The organism is Spirosoma knui, assembly GCF_054780635.1.
In genome coordinates this window covers 101,295-122,378 of record NZ_BAAGVY010000003.1, presented here as the reverse complement: position 1 = coordinate 122,378, position 21,084 = coordinate 101,295, and the positions used below count along the sequence as shown (strand labels likewise).

At 51.7% G+C, this 21,084-nt stretch carries 18 protein-coding genes; 11 read left to right on the top strand and 7 right to left on the bottom strand.

Annotation, left to right across the window (positions count from 1 at the left end; all coding sequences use genetic code 11):
• Positions 1-233: 233 nt before the first annotated feature.
• A complete protein-coding gene (locus ACYVIY_RS09155) occupies positions 234-1,571 on the bottom strand; it encodes an Nramp family divalent metal transporter (protein WP_460976023.1) in 1,338 nt (445 codons plus the stop codon).
• Positions 1,572-1,721: 150 nt separating this feature from the next.
• On the opposite strand from ACYVIY_RS09155, the gene ACYVIY_RS09150 reads away from it, so the two are divergent.
• From ACYVIY_RS09150 to ACYVIY_RS09105, 10 genes are all read left to right on the top strand, one after another.
• Positions 1,722-2,375, top strand: a complete 654-nt coding sequence (locus ACYVIY_RS09150) for a metal-dependent transcriptional regulator (protein WP_460976022.1) — start codon at positions 1,722-1,724, stop codon at positions 2,373-2,375.
• A gap of 98 nt (positions 2,376-2,473) precedes the next feature.
• Positions 2,474-3,550, top strand: coding sequence for an LptF/LptG family permease (locus ACYVIY_RS09145; protein ID WP_460976021.1), 1,077 nt, complete (start codon positions 2,474-2,476; stop codon positions 3,548-3,550).
• Between the two features lie 38 nt (positions 3,551-3,588).
• The gene (locus ACYVIY_RS09140; protein ID WP_460976020.1) at positions 3,589-4,524 is read left to right on the top strand and encodes a DMT family transporter; all 936 of its coding nucleotides are present in this window, start codon (positions 3,589-3,591) and stop codon (positions 4,522-4,524) included.
• 44 nt (positions 4,525-4,568) lie between these two features.
• Complete coding sequence (locus ACYVIY_RS09135; RefSeq protein WP_460976019.1) at positions 4,569-6,008, top strand: DUF6056 family protein; 1,440 nt, start codon at positions 4,569-4,571, stop codon at positions 6,006-6,008.
• Between the two features lie 14 nt (positions 6,009-6,022).
• Positions 6,023-6,760: a dolichyl-phosphate beta-glucosyltransferase gene (locus ACYVIY_RS09130; protein ID WP_460976018.1), complete on the top strand. Its 738-nt coding sequence runs from the start codon at positions 6,023-6,025 to the stop codon at positions 6,758-6,760.
• Positions 6,757-8,499, top strand: coding sequence for a hypothetical protein (locus tag ACYVIY_RS09125; RefSeq protein ID WP_460976017.1), 1,743 nt, complete (start codon positions 6,757-6,759; stop codon positions 8,497-8,499). The genes ACYVIY_RS09130 and ACYVIY_RS09125 overlap by 4 nt, the downstream gene beginning before the upstream one ends.
• Before the next feature lie 76 nt (positions 8,500-8,575).
• The gene (locus ACYVIY_RS09120) at positions 8,576-9,568 is read left to right on the top strand and encodes a glycosyltransferase family 2 protein (RefSeq protein WP_460976016.1); all 993 of its coding nucleotides are present in this window, start codon (positions 8,576-8,578) and stop codon (positions 9,566-9,568) included.
• A 160-nt stretch (positions 9,569-9,728) separates the two neighbouring features.
• Positions 9,729-11,045, top strand: coding sequence for a hypothetical protein (locus tag ACYVIY_RS09115; protein WP_460976015.1), 1,317 nt, complete (start codon positions 9,729-9,731; stop codon positions 11,043-11,045).
• An 8-nt stretch (positions 11,046-11,053) separates the two neighbouring features.
• A complete protein-coding gene (locus ACYVIY_RS09110) occupies positions 11,054-12,349 on the top strand; it encodes a hypothetical protein (RefSeq protein WP_460976014.1) in 1,296 nt (431 codons plus the stop codon).
• Entirely contained in the window at positions 12,339-13,871 is a 1,533-nt protein-coding gene (locus tag ACYVIY_RS09105; protein WP_460976013.1) for an MBOAT family O-acyltransferase, read from the top strand. Before ACYVIY_RS09110 ends, ACYVIY_RS09105 begins: the two co-directional genes overlap by 11 nt.
• Before the next feature lie 172 nt (positions 13,872-14,043).
• Here the strand turns inward: ACYVIY_RS09105 and ACYVIY_RS09100 are convergent, their stop codons facing one another.
• From ACYVIY_RS09100 to prmC, 5 genes are all read right to left on the bottom strand, one after another.
• Positions 14,044-15,339, bottom strand: coding sequence for a hypothetical protein (locus ACYVIY_RS09100; RefSeq protein ID WP_460976012.1), 1,296 nt, complete (start codon positions 15,337-15,339; stop codon positions 14,044-14,046).
• Between the two features lie 162 nt (positions 15,340-15,501).
• Entirely contained in the window at positions 15,502-16,005 is a 504-nt protein-coding gene (gene msrB, locus ACYVIY_RS09095; RefSeq protein WP_460976011.1) for a peptide-methionine (R)-S-oxide reductase MsrB, read from the bottom strand.
• 36 nt (positions 16,006-16,041) lie between these two features.
• Positions 16,042-17,019, bottom strand: coding sequence for an AAA family ATPase (locus ACYVIY_RS09090; protein ID WP_460976010.1), 978 nt, complete (start codon positions 17,017-17,019; stop codon positions 16,042-16,044).
• Positions 17,020-17,070: 51 nt separating this feature from the next.
• A complete protein-coding gene (locus tag ACYVIY_RS09085; RefSeq protein ID WP_460976009.1) occupies positions 17,071-17,334 on the bottom strand; it encodes a four helix bundle protein in 264 nt (87 codons plus the stop codon).
• A 259-nt stretch (positions 17,335-17,593) separates the two neighbouring features.
• Complete coding sequence (prmC, locus tag ACYVIY_RS09080) at positions 17,594-18,442, bottom strand: peptide chain release factor N(5)-glutamine methyltransferase (RefSeq protein WP_460976008.1); 849 nt, start codon at positions 18,440-18,442, stop codon at positions 17,594-17,596.
• Positions 18,443-18,555: 113 nt separating this feature from the next.
• On the opposite strand from prmC, the gene ribD reads away from it, so the two are divergent.
• Complete coding sequence (gene ribD, locus ACYVIY_RS09075; protein ID WP_460976007.1) at positions 18,556-19,623, top strand: bifunctional diaminohydroxyphosphoribosylaminopyrimidine deaminase/5-amino-6-(5-phosphoribosylamino)uracil reductase RibD; 1,068 nt, start codon at positions 18,556-18,558, stop codon at positions 19,621-19,623.
• Positions 19,624-19,789: 166 nt separating this feature from the next.
• On the opposite strand, the gene nagA is transcribed toward ribD, so the two are convergent.
• On the bottom strand, positions 19,790-20,977 hold the full coding sequence (nagA, locus tag ACYVIY_RS09070) for an N-acetylglucosamine-6-phosphate deacetylase (RefSeq protein ID WP_460976006.1): 1,188 nt from the start codon (positions 20,975-20,977) through the stop codon (positions 19,790-19,792).
• Between the last annotated feature and the right edge of the window lie 107 nt (positions 20,978-21,084).

Sequence of the window (21,084 nt, the reverse complement as noted above, 5' to 3'; positions counted from 1 at the left end):
TTTTTATCTAATCTTGAAATAAGGATTTAATGTATTGAAAATTGAACTATTATTCGTTTTTCAATTGGTTCTGTCTGATTACTAAATTATTAACTCTGAAAGTAGATATACTCGATATACTTTGAAAAAGCTAATAATGCGTTGCGTAAACTATCTTGGCACAAGGCATACAGAACAAAAGCGGGCGAGTCTGTAGACTCGCCCGCTTTTGTTCTGTATGCCTTATAAATGTATTAATGAAGAACGGTATCCCAAAGCAGGTACGTGTTCAAGCCGATAATAACGACGGCTACTGTCCAGGCCATGGCCTTTACCCAAGTGGGGTTGACAAATCGCCCCATTTTTAGTTTGTCGCTGGTGAAGGAAACCAACGGTACAACGGCAAAACTGAGCTGTAGCGAAAGAACCACCTGACTAAATACCAACAAATCGCTGGTGCCTTTCTCGCCGTACAAGATGGCCACAACAAGCGCTGGGACAATGGCGATCAGACGCGTGATGAGCCGACGTAGCCAGGGTTTGAGCCGTAAGTTTAAAAAGCCTTCCATAACAATCTGACCGGCCAATGTACCTGTGAGCGTGGAGTTCTGTCCTGAGGCCAGCAACGCTACCGCAAAGAGAATTCCCGCCAGCTTGACGCCCAAAATTGGATCGAGCAGGCGGTGGGCGTCGGTAATGTCCGCTACGTTTTGGTTGCCTGACGTATGAAACGTAGCGGCTGCCAGCATCAGGATAGCGGCATTGATGAAAAAGGCCAGGAATAAAGAGATGGTTGAGTCGATCGTGGCGAACTTGATGGCTGATTGACGACCTGCATCGTCGCGGCTGAAATTGCGAGTCTGCACGATGCTCGAATGAAGATATAGGTTATGCGGCATCACCGTAGCGCCCAGAATGCCGATCGCGATGTACAGCATGCCTGGGTTGGTAACGATTTCCTGACGTGGTAGTAACCCATCTATAATGTCATTGAGGGCTGGTTTGGCAATCAGTAGTTCATAGCCGAAGCAACCCACAATCAGAAAGATCAGGCTGGCAACGATACGTTCCAGCACGCGAAACCCTTTGTTCTGTAAGTATAGTAGGAGCAGGACGTCTAAGGCCGTAATGAGTATCCCCGCGGTGAGTGGCAAACCGAACAACAGGTTCAAGGCAATCGCTGAACCAATAACTTCGGCCAGATCGGTAGCTGCAATGGCGATCTCGGCTAACAGCCAAAAAATAATGGACACCGGTCGGCTAAAATGATCGCGGCAGGCTTGGGCCAAATCGCGACCGGTGGCAATGCCGAGCTTTAACGCCAAGTGCTGAAGAAGAATGGCAAACAGGTTTGAAATTAGCACGACTGATAAAAGTCGGTAGCCAAATTGAGCCCCACCGGCAATGTCGGTGGCCCAGTTACCGGGGTCCATGTACCCTACGGCAACCATCAGGCCCGGCCCGACATAGGCCATTAAGGTTTTGAAAAACCCACTATTAGCGGGAACGTGGACAGAACCATGAACCTCTCCCAACGATTTTGATTGATTCTCCTGGCGCCACCCTTTTATAGCTGTATTCATTGTTTCCATACGTACTAGGCCATTAACGAACCAAAGGTAAGGAATGTTTAAATAAAAATTTAGACTAGTCTAAATTTTTAGAAAGTTTAACATAAAAACTACCTTTGTTGGCAAACTGTTTGACTTCTTTTTGCTGTTTTCGGTAAGCAGCAACCAGCTATGCATTCGTTCACCGAGGAAAATTATCTAAAGACCATTTATTACCTGGCCACGCGGCAGGCGGGCGAGGTAAGTACGAATGCATTGGCCGAGATGACGGCTACCAAAGCCGCGTCGGTAACGGATATGCTCCGGAAGCTGGCCGATAAACAGTTGATTCATTACAAAAAGTACCAGGGGGTTCGGTTGACGGAAGAAGGTGAGCGGGTGGCGCTGCAAATTATCCGGCGGCATCGACTCTGGGAGGTTTTTCTGGTCGAAAAGCTCGGGTTTGGGTGGGATGCCGTGCACGCCATCGCGGAAGAACTTGAACACATTCGTTCGGAAGAGTTGGTTACCCGCTTAGATACGTTTTTAGGCCACCCGCAGTTTGATCCGCACGGTGATCCAATACCGACGCCAGCGGGATTGATGCCCGAAACCGGATATCGAAAGTTATCAGAGATGCAGGAAGGCGAGAATGCGCGGCTGATGGCGGTTCTGGAACACTCAACGGAGTTTCTTCAGCACCTCGATCACTCGAACCTAACGCTAGGCTGTGCGGTGACGGTGACCCAAATTAATGCATTCGACAAATCGGCAGTCGTGCAAATTGAAAACGGCGGAGCGGTGTTTGTTAGTCACGAAGTAGCCAAAAATCTGTTAGTCAACTGAGTGAATAAGCACCGGTAACGATAGCAGCGTATCCCGACGACCCTAAAGCTGGTGCGCAACTCATGCTGCATCTGTGACCTGTACGCAAAACCATTAACATGAAATTACTCGATTGGTATATACTGAAGCGGTTCCTACAGACATACGTCTTTGTGGTGCTGGTGATCGTTCTGGTTGTTGTGATGATCGACTACACCGAAAAGGTCGACAACTTCTATAAGCACAATGCGCCCGCCAATAAGATCTTGTGGGATTACTACCTGAATTTTATTCCGTATTGGGCCAATTATATCAGTCCGCTGATGGTATTTATTGCCACGGTATTCCTGACGTCCCGGCTGGCGGCCCGTACCGAGATTATTGCCATTCTGAGCAGCGGAGTGAGCTTTGTGCGGTTGCTGCTGCCCTATTTTATGGGGGCTTCGGTGCTGGCCGTGCTGACCTACTTCATGGTCAATTACATCATTCCCAAAGCCAATAAGACCCGGATTGCCTTCGAGGTGGAGTATATCAACGAGGCTTATACCTATTCAGGCCGGAACGTACACATAAAAATTGCGCCCGATACGTATGCGTACCTGGAAAGCTACAACAACCTGAGCAACACCGGCTATAAGTTTACTCTGGAACGTATTGAAGGTAACAAGCTCAAGCAAAAACTCTCGGCCGACCGGATCGAGTGGGACACAAAGAAAAAGAAATGGGCGGTTTACGATTACAGGATTCGGAACATCAACGGCCTACAGGAAACACTGACGCCCGGCACCCGGTTGGACACGACGCTGAACCTGAAACCGGACGATTTCAGCTCGAATTTTAACCTGTACGAAACGCTCACTTTACCCGAGCTAAATAAGCACATCGATTTGTTACGTAGTCGCGGAGCCGATGGTGTCGAAACCTATTTACTGGAGAAATACAGCCGGGATACGCGCCCCTTCGCCATTGTCATTCTCGCCATTATCGGCGTAATTATGTCGGCGCGGAAAAGTCGGCGGGGTGTTGGCTGGCAGGTGGCGCTTGGGTTTTTTCTGGCGTTTACGTACCTGCTGTTCTTTATGCTGGCCAAAGGAATCGCCGAGTCCGGTAATCTGAATCCAATTGTGGCCGTTTGGTTACCAAACGCTATTTTTGCCGCCATCGGGGTCTTGTTGTACAATACAATCCCGAGGTAATTAATGAGCGAAAGGGCGACCCGATTCGCTCTTTATTTATGAATAAGCCTGCCTTTACCGATTACCTCCAGCTTCACTTTATCGTCTTGATCTGGGGATTTACGGCCATTCTGGGAAAACTGCTCGAACCGCTCGACTCTTCGGCGGTTGTGCTGTTTCGTACGCTGCTGGCGGTTGTGGGCATGGGCGTTGTGCTGAGGGTTCGCAGGCAGACGATTGCGGTGCCTGCAGTTGATCGCTGGAAACTCCTCGCCACCGGCGGGATCATCGCTCTGCATTGGGTAACGTTTTTTTTAGCCGCCCGTATCGCCAACGTATCGGTTTGCCTCGCCGGTATGGCGACCAGTTCGCTCTGGGCAAGTGTGCTGGAGCCCATTCTGTTACGTCGGCGCATCCGGCTTATTGAGGTACTCCTGGGAGTCGCCGTGATGAGCGGCTTATACCTGATCTTTCGGTTTGAGTTCGACAAAGTAGCCGGACTAGCCATGGCGGTCTTTTCGGCCATGCTATCATCTTTGTTTACCATTATTAACAGCCGGTTTACCCAGCGGCACGATGCCCTGGTCATCTCGTTTTATGAAATGGCGGGAGCGTCGATAGGCGCTTTTGGGATGTGGCTGCTGGTGCAGGCTACCGATTCCGTAGCGGCTGATTCTGTGGTGCAATACGTACCGAATACACCGATCCAGTGGTTCTGGCTTTTGATCCTTTCGTTGGTCTGTACGGTCTATGCGTATTCGGTCGGTGTGCGCCTGTTACGTAAATTTTCGCCGTATCTGGCAATCTTAACCGTAAATTTGGAGCCAGTGTATGGAATTTTGCTGGCCGTACTGATCTTCGGCGATGCCGAACGCATGACAACGGGCTTTTACGCCGGAACACTCGTGATTCTGGCGGCCGTGCTGGCTTACCCATTCCTGATGCGGCTGCAATCGGCCGTAACCACAGCTAAAGGGGATTCTGTTGTTCCCTGAAGCACTAACACCATTCACGCCGGCCCCTGGGCTGGTGATTTGGCATGAAAGAAATGTTGGATGACCGGCTGGTGACCGTAATCGCCGGAATCTTGTTTTTGGTGGCGTACGTACCGTTAGTTGTGCTCTCTGTTCACAATCATCCCTCGGCCGCCGATGATTATTGCTTTGCCGACACGGCCGTGCGTTATGGCTTCTGGCAAGCTCAGAAATACTACTACGATGGCTGGACCGGGCGCTATTTCTCCAATATGCTCGTGCACGGCAATCCGTTGGTCTGGAATTGGTACAATGGATTTCGGGTCATTCCGGCGGTAGCCGCAACTGGATTAGTTGCCGCGTTGTACGCCTTCGTGGGCGAAATTCTCCGCGACCAGGCCATTACACGACGTCTTACGGCTACGGCTTTGCTGTTTTTCGCCATTATTCTGGCGCTGCAAAGTATTGCCGAAGCCTTCTTCTGGACGGCGGCCGTGGCCTCTTATACCGTGCCTACTATCCTGACGATTTATTTCGTCGCCGTGCTGTTACGTTGGTATCGCCTGCCAGCGGGTTGGTTCAAAACGTTGACGAGCGTCTGGGCGGGAGTACTGGTGTTCGCCATCGTTGGATCGGGCGAAACGAACCTGCTGCTGCTGGCCATGCTGCTGCTAGGGCTGGCGGCTTACCGGCTGTTCTTTCAGCGAACGGTTGACTTTTTTCTTGCCTATTTACTGGTTGTAGCGGTGGCGTCGGCCTGGTTGGTGTTCAGTGCGCCCGGTAACTCAATTCGGTTAAACGCTAACGAAATTCAGGGGAATGTGCTCGTATCACTAGTGGCTACATTGCGCTGGCTGGCAAAATACATGTTCACCTGGCTCTGGCAGACACCTATTATCCCCCTATCCGTATTCTGGCTGCCCGTTGCCGTTCGGCTCAATAGCCGATCCAGTTCGGTACGTTTCTTATTTCAACTGCCCACGTTGCTGCTGCTTGTGGTGTTGGCCGGTATGTTGATCGTCCTGACATTTCCCTCTACGTATGGTTTAGGTGTGCCGCCCAGTCGGGTGATAAATCTGGTCTACATGGTTTTCATTGTCGGCTGGTTTTATACGTTAACGACTCTGATTGGTTGGGTGTTACGTCGGGGTAATTCGGTCGGCCGCTTCCTGACGAATCCCAAACCGCTACCGGCCTTCGTTTTCTTGCTGGCGGGAGCATGGATACTGGCCAGCGCCTGGGGTAGTCCGACAATCCGGCAGCTTTATGGCGATCTCCTAAGTGGTAACGCGGCAACCTATGACCGGGAGATGACTGAGCGGCATCAGCAGCTTTTGCAGCCTTCCGATACGTTGCGGCTAAGCCCCATCAGTGTGTACCCACGCAGTTTGTTTATCGAAGACATCCATACCAACAGTGACCATTGGTGGAATCGCTGCCAGGCTGGCTATTATGGCCACAAAGTCGTGTTACTCGATGCTCAATCGTCCACTGCCCGCCGTTAACTATCATTCGCTACATGTCCTCTGTCTGTATTATTATTCCGTGTTATAACGAAGCCAGCCGGCTGCCCGCTGATCTATTTCTGGCGTACATCCGGGAGGTTCCGAATGTGAATTTCTGCTTCGTAGACGATGGCAGCACGGACAACACGTACGCCGTTCTGGAGCGACTGAAGAACCAAAATCCTGAACGTATCGATGCCCTGAAGCTAGCCCGTAACCAGGGTAAAGGTGGGGCCGTACGCGCGGGTATGCAGTATGCTGCCGGGAAATCCGTTGATTACGTCGGTTTTCTCGATGCCGACCTGGCTACCCCCCTCAGTGCAATCACGGACCTTACCGACGTTCTTGACGCTAATGTCAGCCTCGATCTGGTGATGGGATCGCGGATCAAGCGTATGGGCGCTGACATTCAGCGGAATGCATTTCGGCACTACGTCGGGCGGGTAATCGCTACGTTTATCAGTACCATTCTTAAACTGCCCGTCTACGACAGCCAGTGCGGGGCAAAACTGTTTCGTCGCCGGGTCGTACTGTCGTTGTTCAACGAGCCGTTTATCAGCCCCTGGCTATTCGACGTGGAACTGCTGGCCCGGCTGATTGAGCAGCACGGCCGGCCTACGATCCTGGAACGCGTGGCGGAGCGGCCCCTGCAGCAGTGGATCGAGCAAAGCGACTCGCGCCTGAGCTCTACCTATGTATTTAAAATGTGGTATGAACTATACCGAATTCAACGTAAGTACCGGAACCTATGAATTCATTAAGGACGCCCACGTATAGAACGTCTATGTCGGTTAAATCAGGTTGGGGGGCGGTTGCGCTGGTTGCTCTGCCCATCGTTTGCTTCAGCCTGCTAGTCGTAACCAACGCCGTAAATGTGCCCTGGATGGATGATATTGATGCGTTCCTGAGCTTCATCATAGGCTACATCGATGCCGATACAGCGTCTGAAAAAGCGGACTGGCTGCTTCGACCGAACAACGAACACCGAATCCTGACGGCTAAACTCATTACGTTGCTCCTGTACACCTTTACCGGGCAGGTGAATTTCCGGTGGCTGATTCTGGCAGGGTATTTATTTCTGCTCGGTATCGTCTGGCTGTTCTACCGGGTGTTCAGAGGGCTCAACCTGCCGTTGCTGGCGTTCGTTCCTATTCCTTTTTTCGTACTTCAACCGCAGTACTACCTGACCAGCATCTGGGCGATTACGGGCTTGCAGCACCAGGTGGTGGTCTGTCTGATTCTGACGGCGCTGTACATGCTGGCCAACGGTCGCCTGAACCGCTTTGCGGCCGCAACCGGTTTGCAGCTACTGGCGTCGCTCTCGATGAGTAATGGCCTGTTTGGTTGGGTTGCGGGAGCCGTTGTGTTGGCGTTACAAAGGAATTGGTATCGATTAGGAATCTGGCTTGTCATCGGAGTCTCTACTATACTGTTTTACTTTCACGATTTCCAGAGTCCTCAGGGCAATGAAAGCAGTTTTTCGTTTTTCATCCGGCAACCGTATCTGATTGTCGCGGCTTTCTTTACGTTCATTGGTGGCCTGTTCGATTTCTTTCCGGATGCTGACATTGTTAAGCGAAGCATCCTGCCAACACTGGCGGGCCTGGTGTTGATTACCGCCATGCTGGCACTGCTCTGGAACATGCTTCCTAGCTTTTTGGGGTCAAATACCCTTTACGCGCGCTCGGCCGGTAACGGGTTCAAAGCAGATCGGCAGCGGCAGTATTTTTTTGTCGGATGCTACGCGTTTTTGATGGTGAATGCCAGCATTGTGGCCTTTCTGCGGCCCCGCTTTGGGTACTCGGTCATGCTCGTGAGTAACTATATGATCTACCCAGCTCTGTTGATTTCACTTCTTTACCTGACTCTACTAAGTGAATATCGTCGGAGTGAGGCTCTGAACCGCTGGGTCAGGATCGGAATTCTGGTTGGTATCGCCATTTTTGGTATCTCCTATTTTATCCGCTGGCCGAAAGTGGCTTACCGCAAGCAGGTGTTGTTGACAAGCGCATTCAACCAGAAACACAATGGAACTGGCTTAGGACCGACCTGGGGAACGCCTTTCGCGGATTTGGCTAACCGTGCGATGACCGAAGCGGTTAAACGAGGAATATACCAGTATCCCGCTGCCTATTACACGCCCTTTGAGTCGATATTACGTCCGCCGACCCAGCCCGGCGGTGCTGATTCTCTTGTTCATGTCAACGTGTCGGGCGGAGGCTATAGCTATATTGCCGAGACGGTGCCACCCACTGCACTGTCAGTAAATGGGCCGTCGGCGGTAGTGGTGCAATCTCCGCAGCGCTCGTACTTATACGTGTCCGAATTGCCGTTTGCAATGAAGGCTTTTTGGTTGAACCAGTCCCCGGAAAATGTGCGGGCCGAAGTGGTGAACAGCCTGCTGGCACCGGGTGCGTATCGGGTCGGTTTATTCATTCCATCTGCCGAACAACCTGTGCGGTTCAGTAACCAGACAATAACGATTCCTTGAGAAACGGCCGGTGAGTGCGGGCCAAGATGCAAAAAGACGTACTTTTGCGGGCAGAGAATCGTCCTTTGTTACGCCTTTGTCAGACCCGCAGATTTCCATTGTTGCTCCACTGTACAACGAAACAGACTCGTTCCCGCACCTGGTAAAGCGGTTGAACGCTGTGATGGAGTCAACGTCCCTATCGATTGAAGTTGTGCTTGTTGATGATGGCAGCCGCGACAACACGGCCGCATTAATGCAGCAACTCGCCTTGGCGGATGGCCGGTATCATTGCGTTTTTCTGTCGAGGAATTACGGCCATCAAACGGCGTTAACCGCCGGTATGGCAGCCGCCAGAGGCAGTGAGGCCTTGTTTATCATTGACGGTGATTTGCAGGACCCGCCCGAACTGCTGACGGAGTTCTACGAAAAGTATAAAGAAGGGTATGACGTTGTGTATGCCGTTCGGAAAAAGCGGAAAGAAAGCTTTTTTAAACGGCTGGCTTATTCGGCCTTTTACCGATTTATGCGGTCAATCTCCTACGTCGACATTCCCTTAGACAGCGGGGATTTTTCGCTGATCAGCCGACGGGTGGCCGATGTTTTGAATCAGATGCCGGAGGAGAGCCGCTTTATTCGGGGGATGCGGAGTTGGATTGGCTTTCAGCAGATTGGGGTGGAGTATGAACGCGATGCCCGCGTAGCCGGAGCGCCGAAGTATTCCTTTAAAATGCTGCGCCAGCTGGCGTATAACGGTATTTTTAATTTTAGTGAGTACCCCATCAAACTGGTTACCCGGTTGGGCATGATCACAATTGGTGTATCTGTTCTTTATCTTATTCAGACGCTGATAAAAAAATACGTTTACGGCGATGTTCCGCAGGGTTTTACCGCACTTCTGTTCGTCATTATTCTGTTCAGTGGTGTTCAGTTGATCGCGCTGGGTATGATCGGGGAGTATGTGTTGCGTATCTTTTTTCAGACGAAAGGTCGGCCTTTATACGTTGTGCGGGAGATTATCCGGAAGCAGCAGCGGCAATCTGCCTACGGCCCGGACAGGTCTTATTCACGACAAGAAGAGAAATTATAAGATTTTATATACTATTGCTGTAGGATAGTGCCATCCCGGAATATTAGGCACGGCCTTTGTAACTGTTTCTTAAGTTATACTGTGTTCCTGCCGGGCAGTCGAACAAAGATAAAACCAGGGAGAAAATTCCTTTAACGCCTAATTCTATTGCCAGACTTATATGATTTCATTAGAGACTACCTCTTTGGTCAAAGTAATTATTGCAGCCGGTTTAGCAATAGTTGCCCTGTTGGCTTATTTCAATCGTGAACGGTTGAAGCCGTTACTGACCCGCCACGAAACCGCTACGGTATACCTGACGTTTGTAGCCCTGCGTATAGTACCGTTCGTTGTGGTATATATGGTATTAAATCAGGATCCACGCAGCGATGTCGATTTCTTTTACCGCAAAGCCATCGCGGCTATGCAGGGCAAACTGGTGTATCGAGACTTTCTGTCGTACCACGCTCCGTTGTTCGGTTATCTGATCAGTCTGCCCTTGTTTATCTGGTATAGTGCTAAATCCATTGTTCTCCTGATGGCGCTGGCCGAGTTTATTGTGGCTCGGGCAACCTTACGCTATTACAACGATCGAGTTGATGGCGGCATCGTCTGGTTTGTGCTGTATTACCTGCTGCCTCTGCCTTTCGTGGCCATGATTCTCAGCAGTGAAGAGGATCTGTGGATGTGGGGTTTTGGTTTAATTGTGCTGGCTCTACCCGAAAGTCGGCGATTTAGTCTGTGGGCGGGCATCATCTGGGGAATCGGCATGCTGACCATTAAATTCATGTTGGTGGTGCTCCTGATTCCGCTGTTCTTTATTGTGCCGAACCGGCTTCAATACGTAGCGGGCCTTTTGCTGGTGGGGATCCCCAGCCTGGCCATTCTGTATGGACTGGTCGGCATGGATTTCCTGATGCCTATCCAGCATTCGTCCTTACCGATGACGCCCAATGCCGTGAGCGTGTTACGTCCCCTGTTCGGAAATTACTTTGATCAGGTTCCGCTCACCTACCTGAACTGGTGCGGTTTGATCCTGACCATTGGGGGCGCTTCATTAATCGGGCATCAGTACCGGGCGCTGGGCTACCGACGCTTGATGCCTTTACTGTACGTATTTACGTTTAATCTGTTTATGGTGTGCCTACCAAGCTCACCGGGTTATTATCTGTTTACGTATGCCTTGCCGCTCGTCTTTGTCGTTCTGTCGGTGAATGATCGCCCGAAGGTGTGGATTGCGTTCACACTGCTGAATTTTCTGGCCGTCGCACAACCCATTTTATCCGTTATCTATAATAATCAGGAGTTGTACAATGGCTGGTCGCTGATCGACCGACCTTCCGAGTGGATCGATTACCTGTTTCAGTGCGTCGAGCTGGGTATACTGGTGTACATGCTACGTATCGTTTTAAGGCAGTTATGGTATGCATCGGGCGGACAGGAACTCATCGAAGCACCCGTTCCCGGCCATCCATCTAAGCCGTTTCTGGTTGATTAGTCGAACAAATGTTTATTGTCTTTGTAAAATCAGTGGTTTCAGTTGTGCTGGCGTTGGTACTTATTCTGGTACTAAACCGGCGAAGCTGGATCAAAACTCAGTTCGATACGTCCCTACAAGTGCCGTGGCTGCTCGTCTTCTGGACCGTGTTTCGCCTGTTACCCTTTGTGGGTGTTTATCTGATCCTGGGTTATATGCCCCAGTCTGACGCATCTGAGTATTACTATCCAATCAGCTTAACGGCTCTGGACGGAGGGATTCCATACCGGGATGTGTACAGTGGCTACTCGCCGTTGTTTGGGTACTGGATTGCTCCGTTTTTAGCCATCTGGCGAGACTCGCGAATGGTGGTGCTGGTTATGCTGCTGGTCGAAGGACTGGCGGTTCTGCTAACCTATCGGTACTACAAAAATCAGGATTCGACCGGCGACCGGCTATTCCGCGCCTTGTTTTATTACCTCTTGCCATTGCCCTTCACCATGTCGGTATTTAGTGGGCAGGAAGACGTAGTACTGTGGCTTTTTGCCCTGCTGGCTATTCCGTTCATGGACCGTCAGCCGCTGCTGGCCGGTGTAGTATTGGGCCTGGGCATGATGGCAACCAAGATTGTATTTGCGCTGGTGCTGATGCCGGTATGCCTGCTGATGCTGGGAAACCTGCGTACGGCTGTTCGATTCGGAATCGGGTTAGCCGTCGTGATTCTGCCCGTGACGGGGTGGATGTACTGGAAAACAGGCTTGCTGTTTTTACAACAGCAGTCGTCAGAAGGCGATCTAATCAAAGCACCCAACTGGCGTTCAGTGCTTAACCCCGTGCTGACCGATGGATTACGTTCCGTAGGAGCGATCTGGAAATGGGGTGGCCTCGCCATTACCTTGCTGGTTATTTTAGCCGGCACAGGATTCGTGCGCAGCCGGGCACCCCGTTGGCGTTATCGGGACTACGTACCGTTTATTTTTGTGCTCGTCTACAGCGTCATGACCGTTGTGCAGCAGAACGCAATCACCCATTACGCCTATCTGTTTATGCTGCCGCTGGTGTTTACGTTGGTTGACTTTCGGCGCAATCGCTGGTGCATTGGCCTGATTGGATTCAATATACTGGCGGCTATTCATCCGTCGTTGTGGTGGCGGTTGGGGATGCCCGTTTATGATCGGCTTTCCGCGTTGCTCACGCCGACTGCCTTACTGGAGTATTCGATTGAAGTGTTACTCGTTATTGGTTTTTTCTATTACGCCGTTCAGGCTATGAACGCCCTGCGCCGACCTCGATCGGTGACGCAGGCCGAACCGTATGCTGTTTAACTCGCTACAGTTTCTACTTTTCTTTATTGTCGTTACGCTGAGCTACTTCGGGCTAAAGTGGCGGGGGCGCTGGATCTTGTTGCTGGTAGCGAGCTGCTACTTCTACATGGTGCTCAAGCCCGAGTACATCCTGATTCTGTTTCTGACCATTGTTATCGATTACTTCGCCGGAATCTGGATCGAGCAGTCGAAGGGTAAAACCCGGAAATGGCTGCTGATTATATCGCTGGTGTCGAACCTGGGTATTCTGGCCTTTTTTAAGTACCTGGGTTTTTTTACTGAGAATATATCCTGGCTGTTCGAGCATCTGAATATGCCCGAACTGGCCGAGAAGGCCATGAATATCGGCAACCGGCTGTTCGTTAAAGTCCTGCACCTGTTTGGCGAGAGTGGCATTTCGTCGTTTAAAGACAACAAAAGTATTCTGCCCGTCGGTCTGTCGTTCCACACGTTTCAGGCCATGAGTTACACTATTGAAGTCTACCGGGGCAATCATAAGGCGGAGCGGCATTTTGGGATTTATGCGCTCTACGTCATGTTCTACCCGCAGCTCGTGGCGGGTCCGATCGAACGACCGCAAAACGTCCTGTGGCAGTTTCATAAGACGTTTTCCTATGATTTTGAGAACGTAAAGGCGGGGCTGATGCAGATGGCCTTTGGCCTGTTCAAAAAGGTCGTGATCGCGGATCGGCTGGCCATGCTGGTCGATTACGCCTACAATGACCCGTCCGAGCACAATGGGCTCACGCTACTCGCTGCTACCTTCTTTTATACCATCCAGATCTACTGCGATTTTTCGGGCTATTCGGACATTGCCATTGGAGCCGCGCGGGTGATGGGCTTTACGCTCATGGAAAACTTCCGAACGCCCTACATTGCTCAGTCGGTATCCGAATTCTGGCGACGCTGGCACATCTCGCTGTCGACCTGGTTCCGCGATTACCTGTACATTCCACTGGGCGGCAACCGGAAAGGGGAAGTTAGGCAGTACCTGAACATGCTGATTGTATTTCTGGCGAGTGGCCTCTGGCACGGGCCTAACTGGACGTACGTAATCTGGGGTGGTCTGAATGGCGTGTACCAGATTCTGGCCGTACTGCGCGACAAGCTACTGGCCCGACTCGGCTTTTCGGCGACGCCCGCGCGTATGGTCACCTCGCCGGTCGCCGGAACCGAACGCCAACGGTCGCCAATACGTATTGTAGGCAACGTCCTGTTTACGTTCGGGCTGATTATGCTGACGTGGGTATTCTTCAGAGCCCGGACCCTTAGCGATGCCATGCTGATCTTACAACGTATCGCGACGCTCTCGCCAACCGAGTCGATCGATAGCCCGATGAATAGCGTAGAAATGTGGTTCAGCGTTTTCCTGATCGGGTTTCTGCTGGTGAAAGAATATTTCTATCTCTACATCCCAACCCGAAACACCGTCCAGTTTTACGTGCTGTTCGTGCTGATTACGTTCGTCACCTATCTGTTTGGTGTATTCTCGTCAAACCAGTTTATCTACTTCCAGTTCTAAGCGGGTGAATTGAGTGTTTACTTGTATGCCCTCATCCCTATCCCCTCTCCCGGTGGGAGAGGGGGATTTGATCGTATGGGAAAAGCGGGATAAGGGGCCTGGCTATCAGCTCCCCTCGCCCATTGGGGAGAGGGGTTGGGGGTGAGGGGAAACAAAGCGTTACGTTTATCAATTACGGCACGTACACGGGGGCGCTCTTGAACTTCACCTGTACTGGAACGGGCGAGGAGCCGTTGTAAAACGTACCCGCTAAGGTGCCCCTGGTAGGTTTGCCATTGCCTCCGTGTTCGGTAACGTTCAGCGTGACATTGCCCGATATCCATTTACCCGATAGAGGTTCGTAATAGCCCTGGCCGTAGCCACTACCGTACCCAAGCATGGCAACGGCTTCGTTCACGGCTCCTTTCGGTTCAGGAAACGTATAGGTGCCTTTTCCCTTAAAATTATAGACGATAAAACTAACCATCGGCAGGCCGGTTCCCGACATTACTACCGCCCGAAGCTCAGAGCCGGTCAGCGTTAACGACACGTTAGGATTTGCGTCAATGGAGCTCCCAACGTTTATTAACGAGCTTGACTCGACCCGAATGGGCTGCACAAGGATGAGCCGCCCCCACTGCTTCAAATCGATTTCGGCTCCGATCACGACCGGATTTATGGCGGGTTCGCGGAGAGGAGCGTCATAGGTTGCGTTGGCATACGTCCGCTCTTCCGTAATCTGGCCAATGTTCGAGTAGTCTGTACTCTGTTCAATACCGGCCGTGGCTCCGTTGATAGTCCAGCGTACCACCCGGCTAGCGGAAACTATTTTTGCGGGGGTTAGCAGAATCAGGTTGGAGACATCGTTCGGCCCTTTGGCATCCTGGTATCCTTCCTGATAATAAACGGTCAATTTTGCCTGCTCGGTCGGCGCAAGCGATTTCTTGTCGACCTTAATAAAAAACTGCTCGTAGAACGCCCAGTGCGCCAGATGGCTGATAGGGGCTGTTATAGTTTGTCGCGCTTTATCAATGGTAACGTCCGTACGACCGTGCCAGACGCCGTTCTTATCCTGATATGCGAGTCCCAGCGCTTCGGGTACCGAACCCTCCAGGTCCTCGGGCGTGTACTGCCAGGTAACCGTTACGTCCTTCTGAAGAGTAAGATCGGTTGGACTAATCGCAAAGGCAGTTCCTACGCCACCAAACGCTTTGTTTTCGACGGGCTGAACCGTAATGGCTGTTTCTTTGGTAATCGCTCCGGCGGGTATGTGTAGCGATACGGTACCGCCAAACAGGGTGATTGTGCCCCCAGCGGGGCCGATTACTTTCGTAACCAACTCGCCCATCGGCTGGCCTACTTCTGTAGGTGTACCCGTAGTCGACGAATTTGTAGGAGACGGTCGTAGGGTGTCAGGAGTAAGGTCGTTAGGCTTCTGACAGGACATTAATGCTGCCAATAAAAGAGAAAGGAACAGAACTGATCTCATGAGTTGCGCTGAAACAGGGCGAGTGATACAGAGTTGATACGCCAAATTTCAGTGCACAGGTTGCCGTATTAAATTGGAACCGTCATTAGCTGGCAGACACGGGTGGTTAACTGCGCATTTTGCCGGTTGAGTTGCGAAACAGTCAATTGCGGGGGAGCCGCATCAGGGCGTTAAGGCCAGCGCCACGCCGTTCATGCAGTAGCGAAGGCCGGTTGGATCAGGACCATCCTTGAACACGTGGCCCAGATGCGCGTCGCAAACTGAGCAGCGCACCTCAGTACGACTACCGTCGGGTTCGGTATAGATCGCATTCGACACAATGGGCGCGTAAAAACTTGGCCAGCCAGTTCCCGACTCAAATTTTGTCTTAGACGAAAATAGCGGATTCCGGCAGCCGACGCAAACGTAGGTACCGGGCTTGTGTTCGTGCGTGAGCGGGCTGCTGTTCGGCCATTCGGTACCCCGATTACGCATAACCCGATACTGCGACCAGGTCAGTACGTCTTTCCACTCAGCCTCCGACTTTTCGACCCGTCGGCCACCGGGCGACGTAGTGCCGGGAGGGAGGTGGCGCGCGACTTTAGGCTTCGCTACGTAGGTGCCGTAAAACCAAAGGCCACTCGCTACCACAAGGGCAATGATGAGGAAAAACTGGTTCTGCTTCATGGGTATGTATGAAACAGAATTCAGTACGGGACTGGTTCAGCGGCCAATGGCAACCTTCCGCAGAATCGAGTCGATCACCTGTAGGGGGGTAATACCATCCGCTTCGGCTTCGTAGTTGAGCATGATGCGGTGATTGAATACGTCGGGAGCCACTTCTTTGATGTCTTCGGGCAGTACGTAATCGCGCTGATCGAAATAAGCGAGAGCTTTGGCGGCCAGGTTTAAGTGGATACTGGCGCGGGGCGACACGCCGAACTGAATGTACCGGGCTTCGTCGCGAAGGTTGTATTCCATCGGGCGACGGGTGGCAAAAACGAGTTCGATAATGTAGCGTTCGAGGGTTTCGGAGATGCTGATGCCGTTGATCTCATTCCGAATGGCAACTAAATCGTCTTTCCCCAAAACTGGCTGTACCTCATAGTCAAAATTCATGTTCGACATTCGGCGCATGACCTCCAGTTCATCATCTTTGTTTAGGTAATCAACGAATACCTTCATCATGAAGCGGTCGACCTGAGCTTCGGGTAGGGGATAGGTGCCTTCCTGCTCCACGGGGTTTTGAGTAGCCAGAACCAGAAATGGCCGGTCAAGCACGAACGTTTCTTCGCCGATGGTCACCTGTTTTTCCTGCATGGCTTCCAGCAAAGCCGCCTGCACTTTGGCGGGAGAGCGGTTTACTTCATCGGCCAGAATCAGATTGGCAAAAATCGGCCCCTGCTTCACTTCAAACTCGGCCGTTTTCTGATTGAAAATCATCGTGCCGATCAGATCGGCGGGTAATAGATCCGGCGTAAACTGAATGCGTTGAAAGTCCAGTTCCAGCACTTTAGCGAGTGTATTGATGGTCAACGTTTTGGCTAGGCCAGGGACGCCTTCCAGCAGGATGTGTCCACCCGTAAATAAACCAATAAGCAGCCGGTTCAGCAGCCGATCCTGCCCAACCACCACCTGGCTCATCTCCCGGAACACTTCCCGAATTTTTGTGTGGTATGTAATTGATGTCGATGCCTGCATCCTTATGAAGTTATAAGGTTGTATGGTTATACAGTTGTATAGTTCGTGTCGCTAATCGGTGTCTAAGTTTCCCTTTGAATAGCGTCTCCCTTTATTATCCGTGTTGTTCAGATATAGGAGTAAGCTGTCGATGATTCGGCCTACTTCATCTGCTTGCATATAGAGCTGATCAAAGGTTGTCTGTGTAACGTAGCGGTTATCCAACGAACGGTATAACTGCGATTTTACCTCGGTCAACGAGCCTTTCGCAATACCCAGGAATTGAATGAACTCACCCCGATTGCCACGTCCGAAACCTTCAGCAATGTTGTCCATGACCGAACCTCCCGACCGCCGTATCTGACGTTTTAATCGTAGTCATCATGGAACGTTTTATCCCGTGTGGTTTCATGAATACTGCTTGACAAAAGTCTGGCTTTCTGCCAAGCTTTGAGGTCTTCTAATCTATTGACGGTGGCCATGCTCTGAGTTGTAAGGCTCTATAATTATATAGTTTTAAGATTCAATGCTCATAAGTTAGAGATTCGGCGGAGCAACTCTATAACTATACAACCCTGCAACTCTACAACTTCAATTAAAACGTGGCCCGGACGCTACGATCTTTGCCGTGAATATCTTTATAGACCTGAATTTTGGTAAACCCCCGATCGGCGAACACCTGCCGGGTAGCTTCGCCGAAACGCTCATTAATTTCAACGTAACAAGCGCCATCTTTCGTCAGATGGCGAACGCAGAAATCCGCGACCGCCTTGTAAAACACCAGCGGATCGTTGTCCTCGACGAACAAAGCCAGATCCGGCTCGTAGTCGAGTACGTTGCGGTTCATATCGGCCGCTTCGGAACGCGTTACGTAGGGCGGGTTACTCACCACACAATCAAACCGCTGGGTAAAGTCAGCCGGTACGTTCAGGATGTCCTGAATCTCAAACGTTACGTCGGCCTTCAGCTGCTGCGCGTTACGTTGCGCCAGGGCCAGCGCTTCGGCCGAAACGTCCCAGCCTGTCACCACCGACTGGGGCAGAAACCGGGCCAGCGTAACGGCAATGCAGCCGCTGCCCGTGCCAATGTCCAGAATAGGAACGTCGTCCGTACGATCAGCGAAGTCGTGCATGATCAGCCGCACCAGATCTTCGGTTTCGGGTCTTGGAATCAACACATCGGGCGACACCTCAAATTCCAGTCCGCAGAATATGGTGGTACCAATAACGTGCTGAATCGGCTCCTGCCGGTTCAGCCGCTCCAGAATCTTGAACCAGTCGGGTTCGGTGCGGTTCGGTGGCAGCGGCTTATCGGTCAATACGTCGGTTTTGCGCAGGCCGAAATAGTGATCCAGGAGCATAAAAGCCATTTCCCGCGCTTCTTCGGGTGGGTAGGCTGTAATATTCTTACTTAAGCGGTCGTATAGCGGTTTGGCTGTAGCCATTCGGTCGAGGTCGTGTAATTTTGTGTAAAACTAAATTTTAGTTTTTAGTTTTCGACGGTTCTCTGTCCCGGTTGTCAGTTTTCCGACACAGCGAGCCCTCAAATTGACAAGTAATGTCTGAAAACGTACAAACTCTGTTCATGCGCCGGGCGCTCGAACTAGCTACTTTAGGCAGGGGGCAGGTCAGCCCGAATCCGATGGTTGGCTGCGTGATTGTTCATGGCGAACCCGGCGACGAACGAATTATTGGCGAAGGCTGGCATCAGCGCTACGGCGAAGCGCATGCCGAGCGTAACGCCATCCTGTCGGTACGTCCCGAAGATGAACATTTGTTACCCGAAAGCACGGCCTACGTAACGCTTGAGCCCTGCTCCCATTACGGCAAGCAGCCACCCTGTGCCGATTTACTCATCGAAAAGCGGGTGAAGCGGGTAATCTGCTGCAACGATGATCCCAATCCGCTGGTAGCCGGGCAGGGGTTTGAGAAATTACGCGATGCGGGTATCACCGTTGAAACCGGACTTTTGCAGGACATAGGCCGGGAGCTGAACGCCCGTTTTTTTCTCTTCTTTGAAAAACAGCGCCCTTATATCATTCTCAAATGGGCGGAAACGACCGACGGATACATAGCCGGAGCGGGCGGCAAACCGGTTCAGATCAGTGGGCCGCTCAGCCAGCGACTGGTACATCGGTGGCGGGCAGAAGAGGACGCCATTATGGTCGGCACAAACACTGCCCGAACCGACAATCCGCGACTGAACGTACGGCTTTGGCCGGGACGTAACCCGATACGTATCGTCATCGATAAACAACGGTTACTGCCGCCTGATCTGCACCTGTTCGATGGGTCGCAACCCACGCTGGTTTACAGTCATGGTCTTGCGACTGAAGGCGATTCGAGTTCGAATCAAGCTGCACAGTACGTTCCGCTCGATTCGGATAAGCCGTTCCTGACTCAGCTTCTGAACGATCTACACCAGCGTCGAATCCAGTCCGTCCTTGTGGAAGGAGGCACTACGTTGCTGAACTCATTCATAGACTCCGGTTTATGGGATGAGATGCGCGTGTTTCGCAGCCAGACCCTGCTCAACGGGGGCGTGAAGGCACCAGCCGTGCGGGGCACCCTCGTGAGCCGCGAACAGGTCGGCGACGATGAACTGACCATCTATAAACCGCAATAAGAACTCTATTTAGACTAGTTGCCGGACCTATTCAGAACTTATAAGAAGAGACAAGTAGGTAGCTTATTTCTGTCATTCCGACGCCAGGAGGAATCCTCTCAATTGAGTAATTCATCGCTACCGAAGATTTCTCCTGGCGTCGAAATGACAGAAAGGATAAACTTTATTAACGAAGTTGTTCGCCAGAGGCCCATACGTTTTTCACGGTCAATGACTTGTCCAGCCGAACCAGATTCGCTACGTACCCCGATTGGATGGAGCCTAGTTCATGGCCTAACCCAATAATTTCGGCTGGAATTACAGAGGCCATCCGGAGGGAATCTGTCAGTGATAACCCGACCCGATCGACGCAAATCCGGACGCAGTCGATCAAGGTTATGGCTGATCCGGCTAGCTTCCCTTCGTTGTTGACGTAACGGCCCCGCCTGAACTCGCCGGACTCGTCTGTGTCGGGTTCAAAACGAACGACGAACTGGCCTAAGCTGAAATCGGGACGGGGTGGATTGGCAAACAAAGCGTCCGAAATCAGAAATAGCCGTTCGCCGAGCTGTTTGCGCGCAATGCGAATGGTGGCCGGATCGCAATGGTAACCATCGGCAATGATACTGGCCCGAACGTGCTGATTGTCGAAGACCGCGCCAACAACACCGGGTTCGCGGCTTTCAAACCCGCGCATGGCATTGTAGAGGTGCGTGGCTAGTGGTATACCCACTTCGTCAAACGCGTGCATCGCCTGCTGATACGTAGCATTTGAGTGACCCAGCGAAAGCAGCGTGTTCGGATGTTTGAGTCGTTTAAGCGTATGGAGCTGTTCGGGCGATAGCATCTCTGGTGCCAGCGTCAGAATCCGAACGGCGTCGGCGTTGCTGCTGAACAAGGCTTCCAGTTCTCCCGCAGCGGGTGTGCGCACAAAGGCCGGACTATGGGCTCCGCGCTTAACCGGGTTGAAGTAAGGGCCTTCGAGGTGAATACCCGGTACGCCATACGGGTTCTCGGTACGTACAACCTGCACAGCGGCCATCGCCTGCTGCATAATCTCCAGCGAGGTCGAGTGAATGGTCGGCAGCAGGGTCGTCGTGCCGTTACTGGCGTGCGAGTTGTAAATATGCCGGACGGCCTCGGGAGTTGGCTGCTCGTTCAGAAAAATATGCGAGCCGCCATATAGCTGCAAATCGATCAGACCCGGAATCAAATAATCACCGTTAAGATCGATAACCGAGACGTCGCTGCCGTTTCCATCCGCTATATTTTGCGAAGAAGAAACTTCCTGAATCCGGCCGTTGTCGACCTGTACAGATGCGCCCGTTAACCATTCTGTGCCGGTAAAAACGGTTGCGTTGAGAAAATAAGTCATTCGTAAAAAAGAATTCAATCTGGGGTAACAAGCCATTGATGACCGGAATCTACCAGGATTTTCGTTTTTTTGCGACTCGTTTGTCTCCCAATCAATTTGCCAGTCTC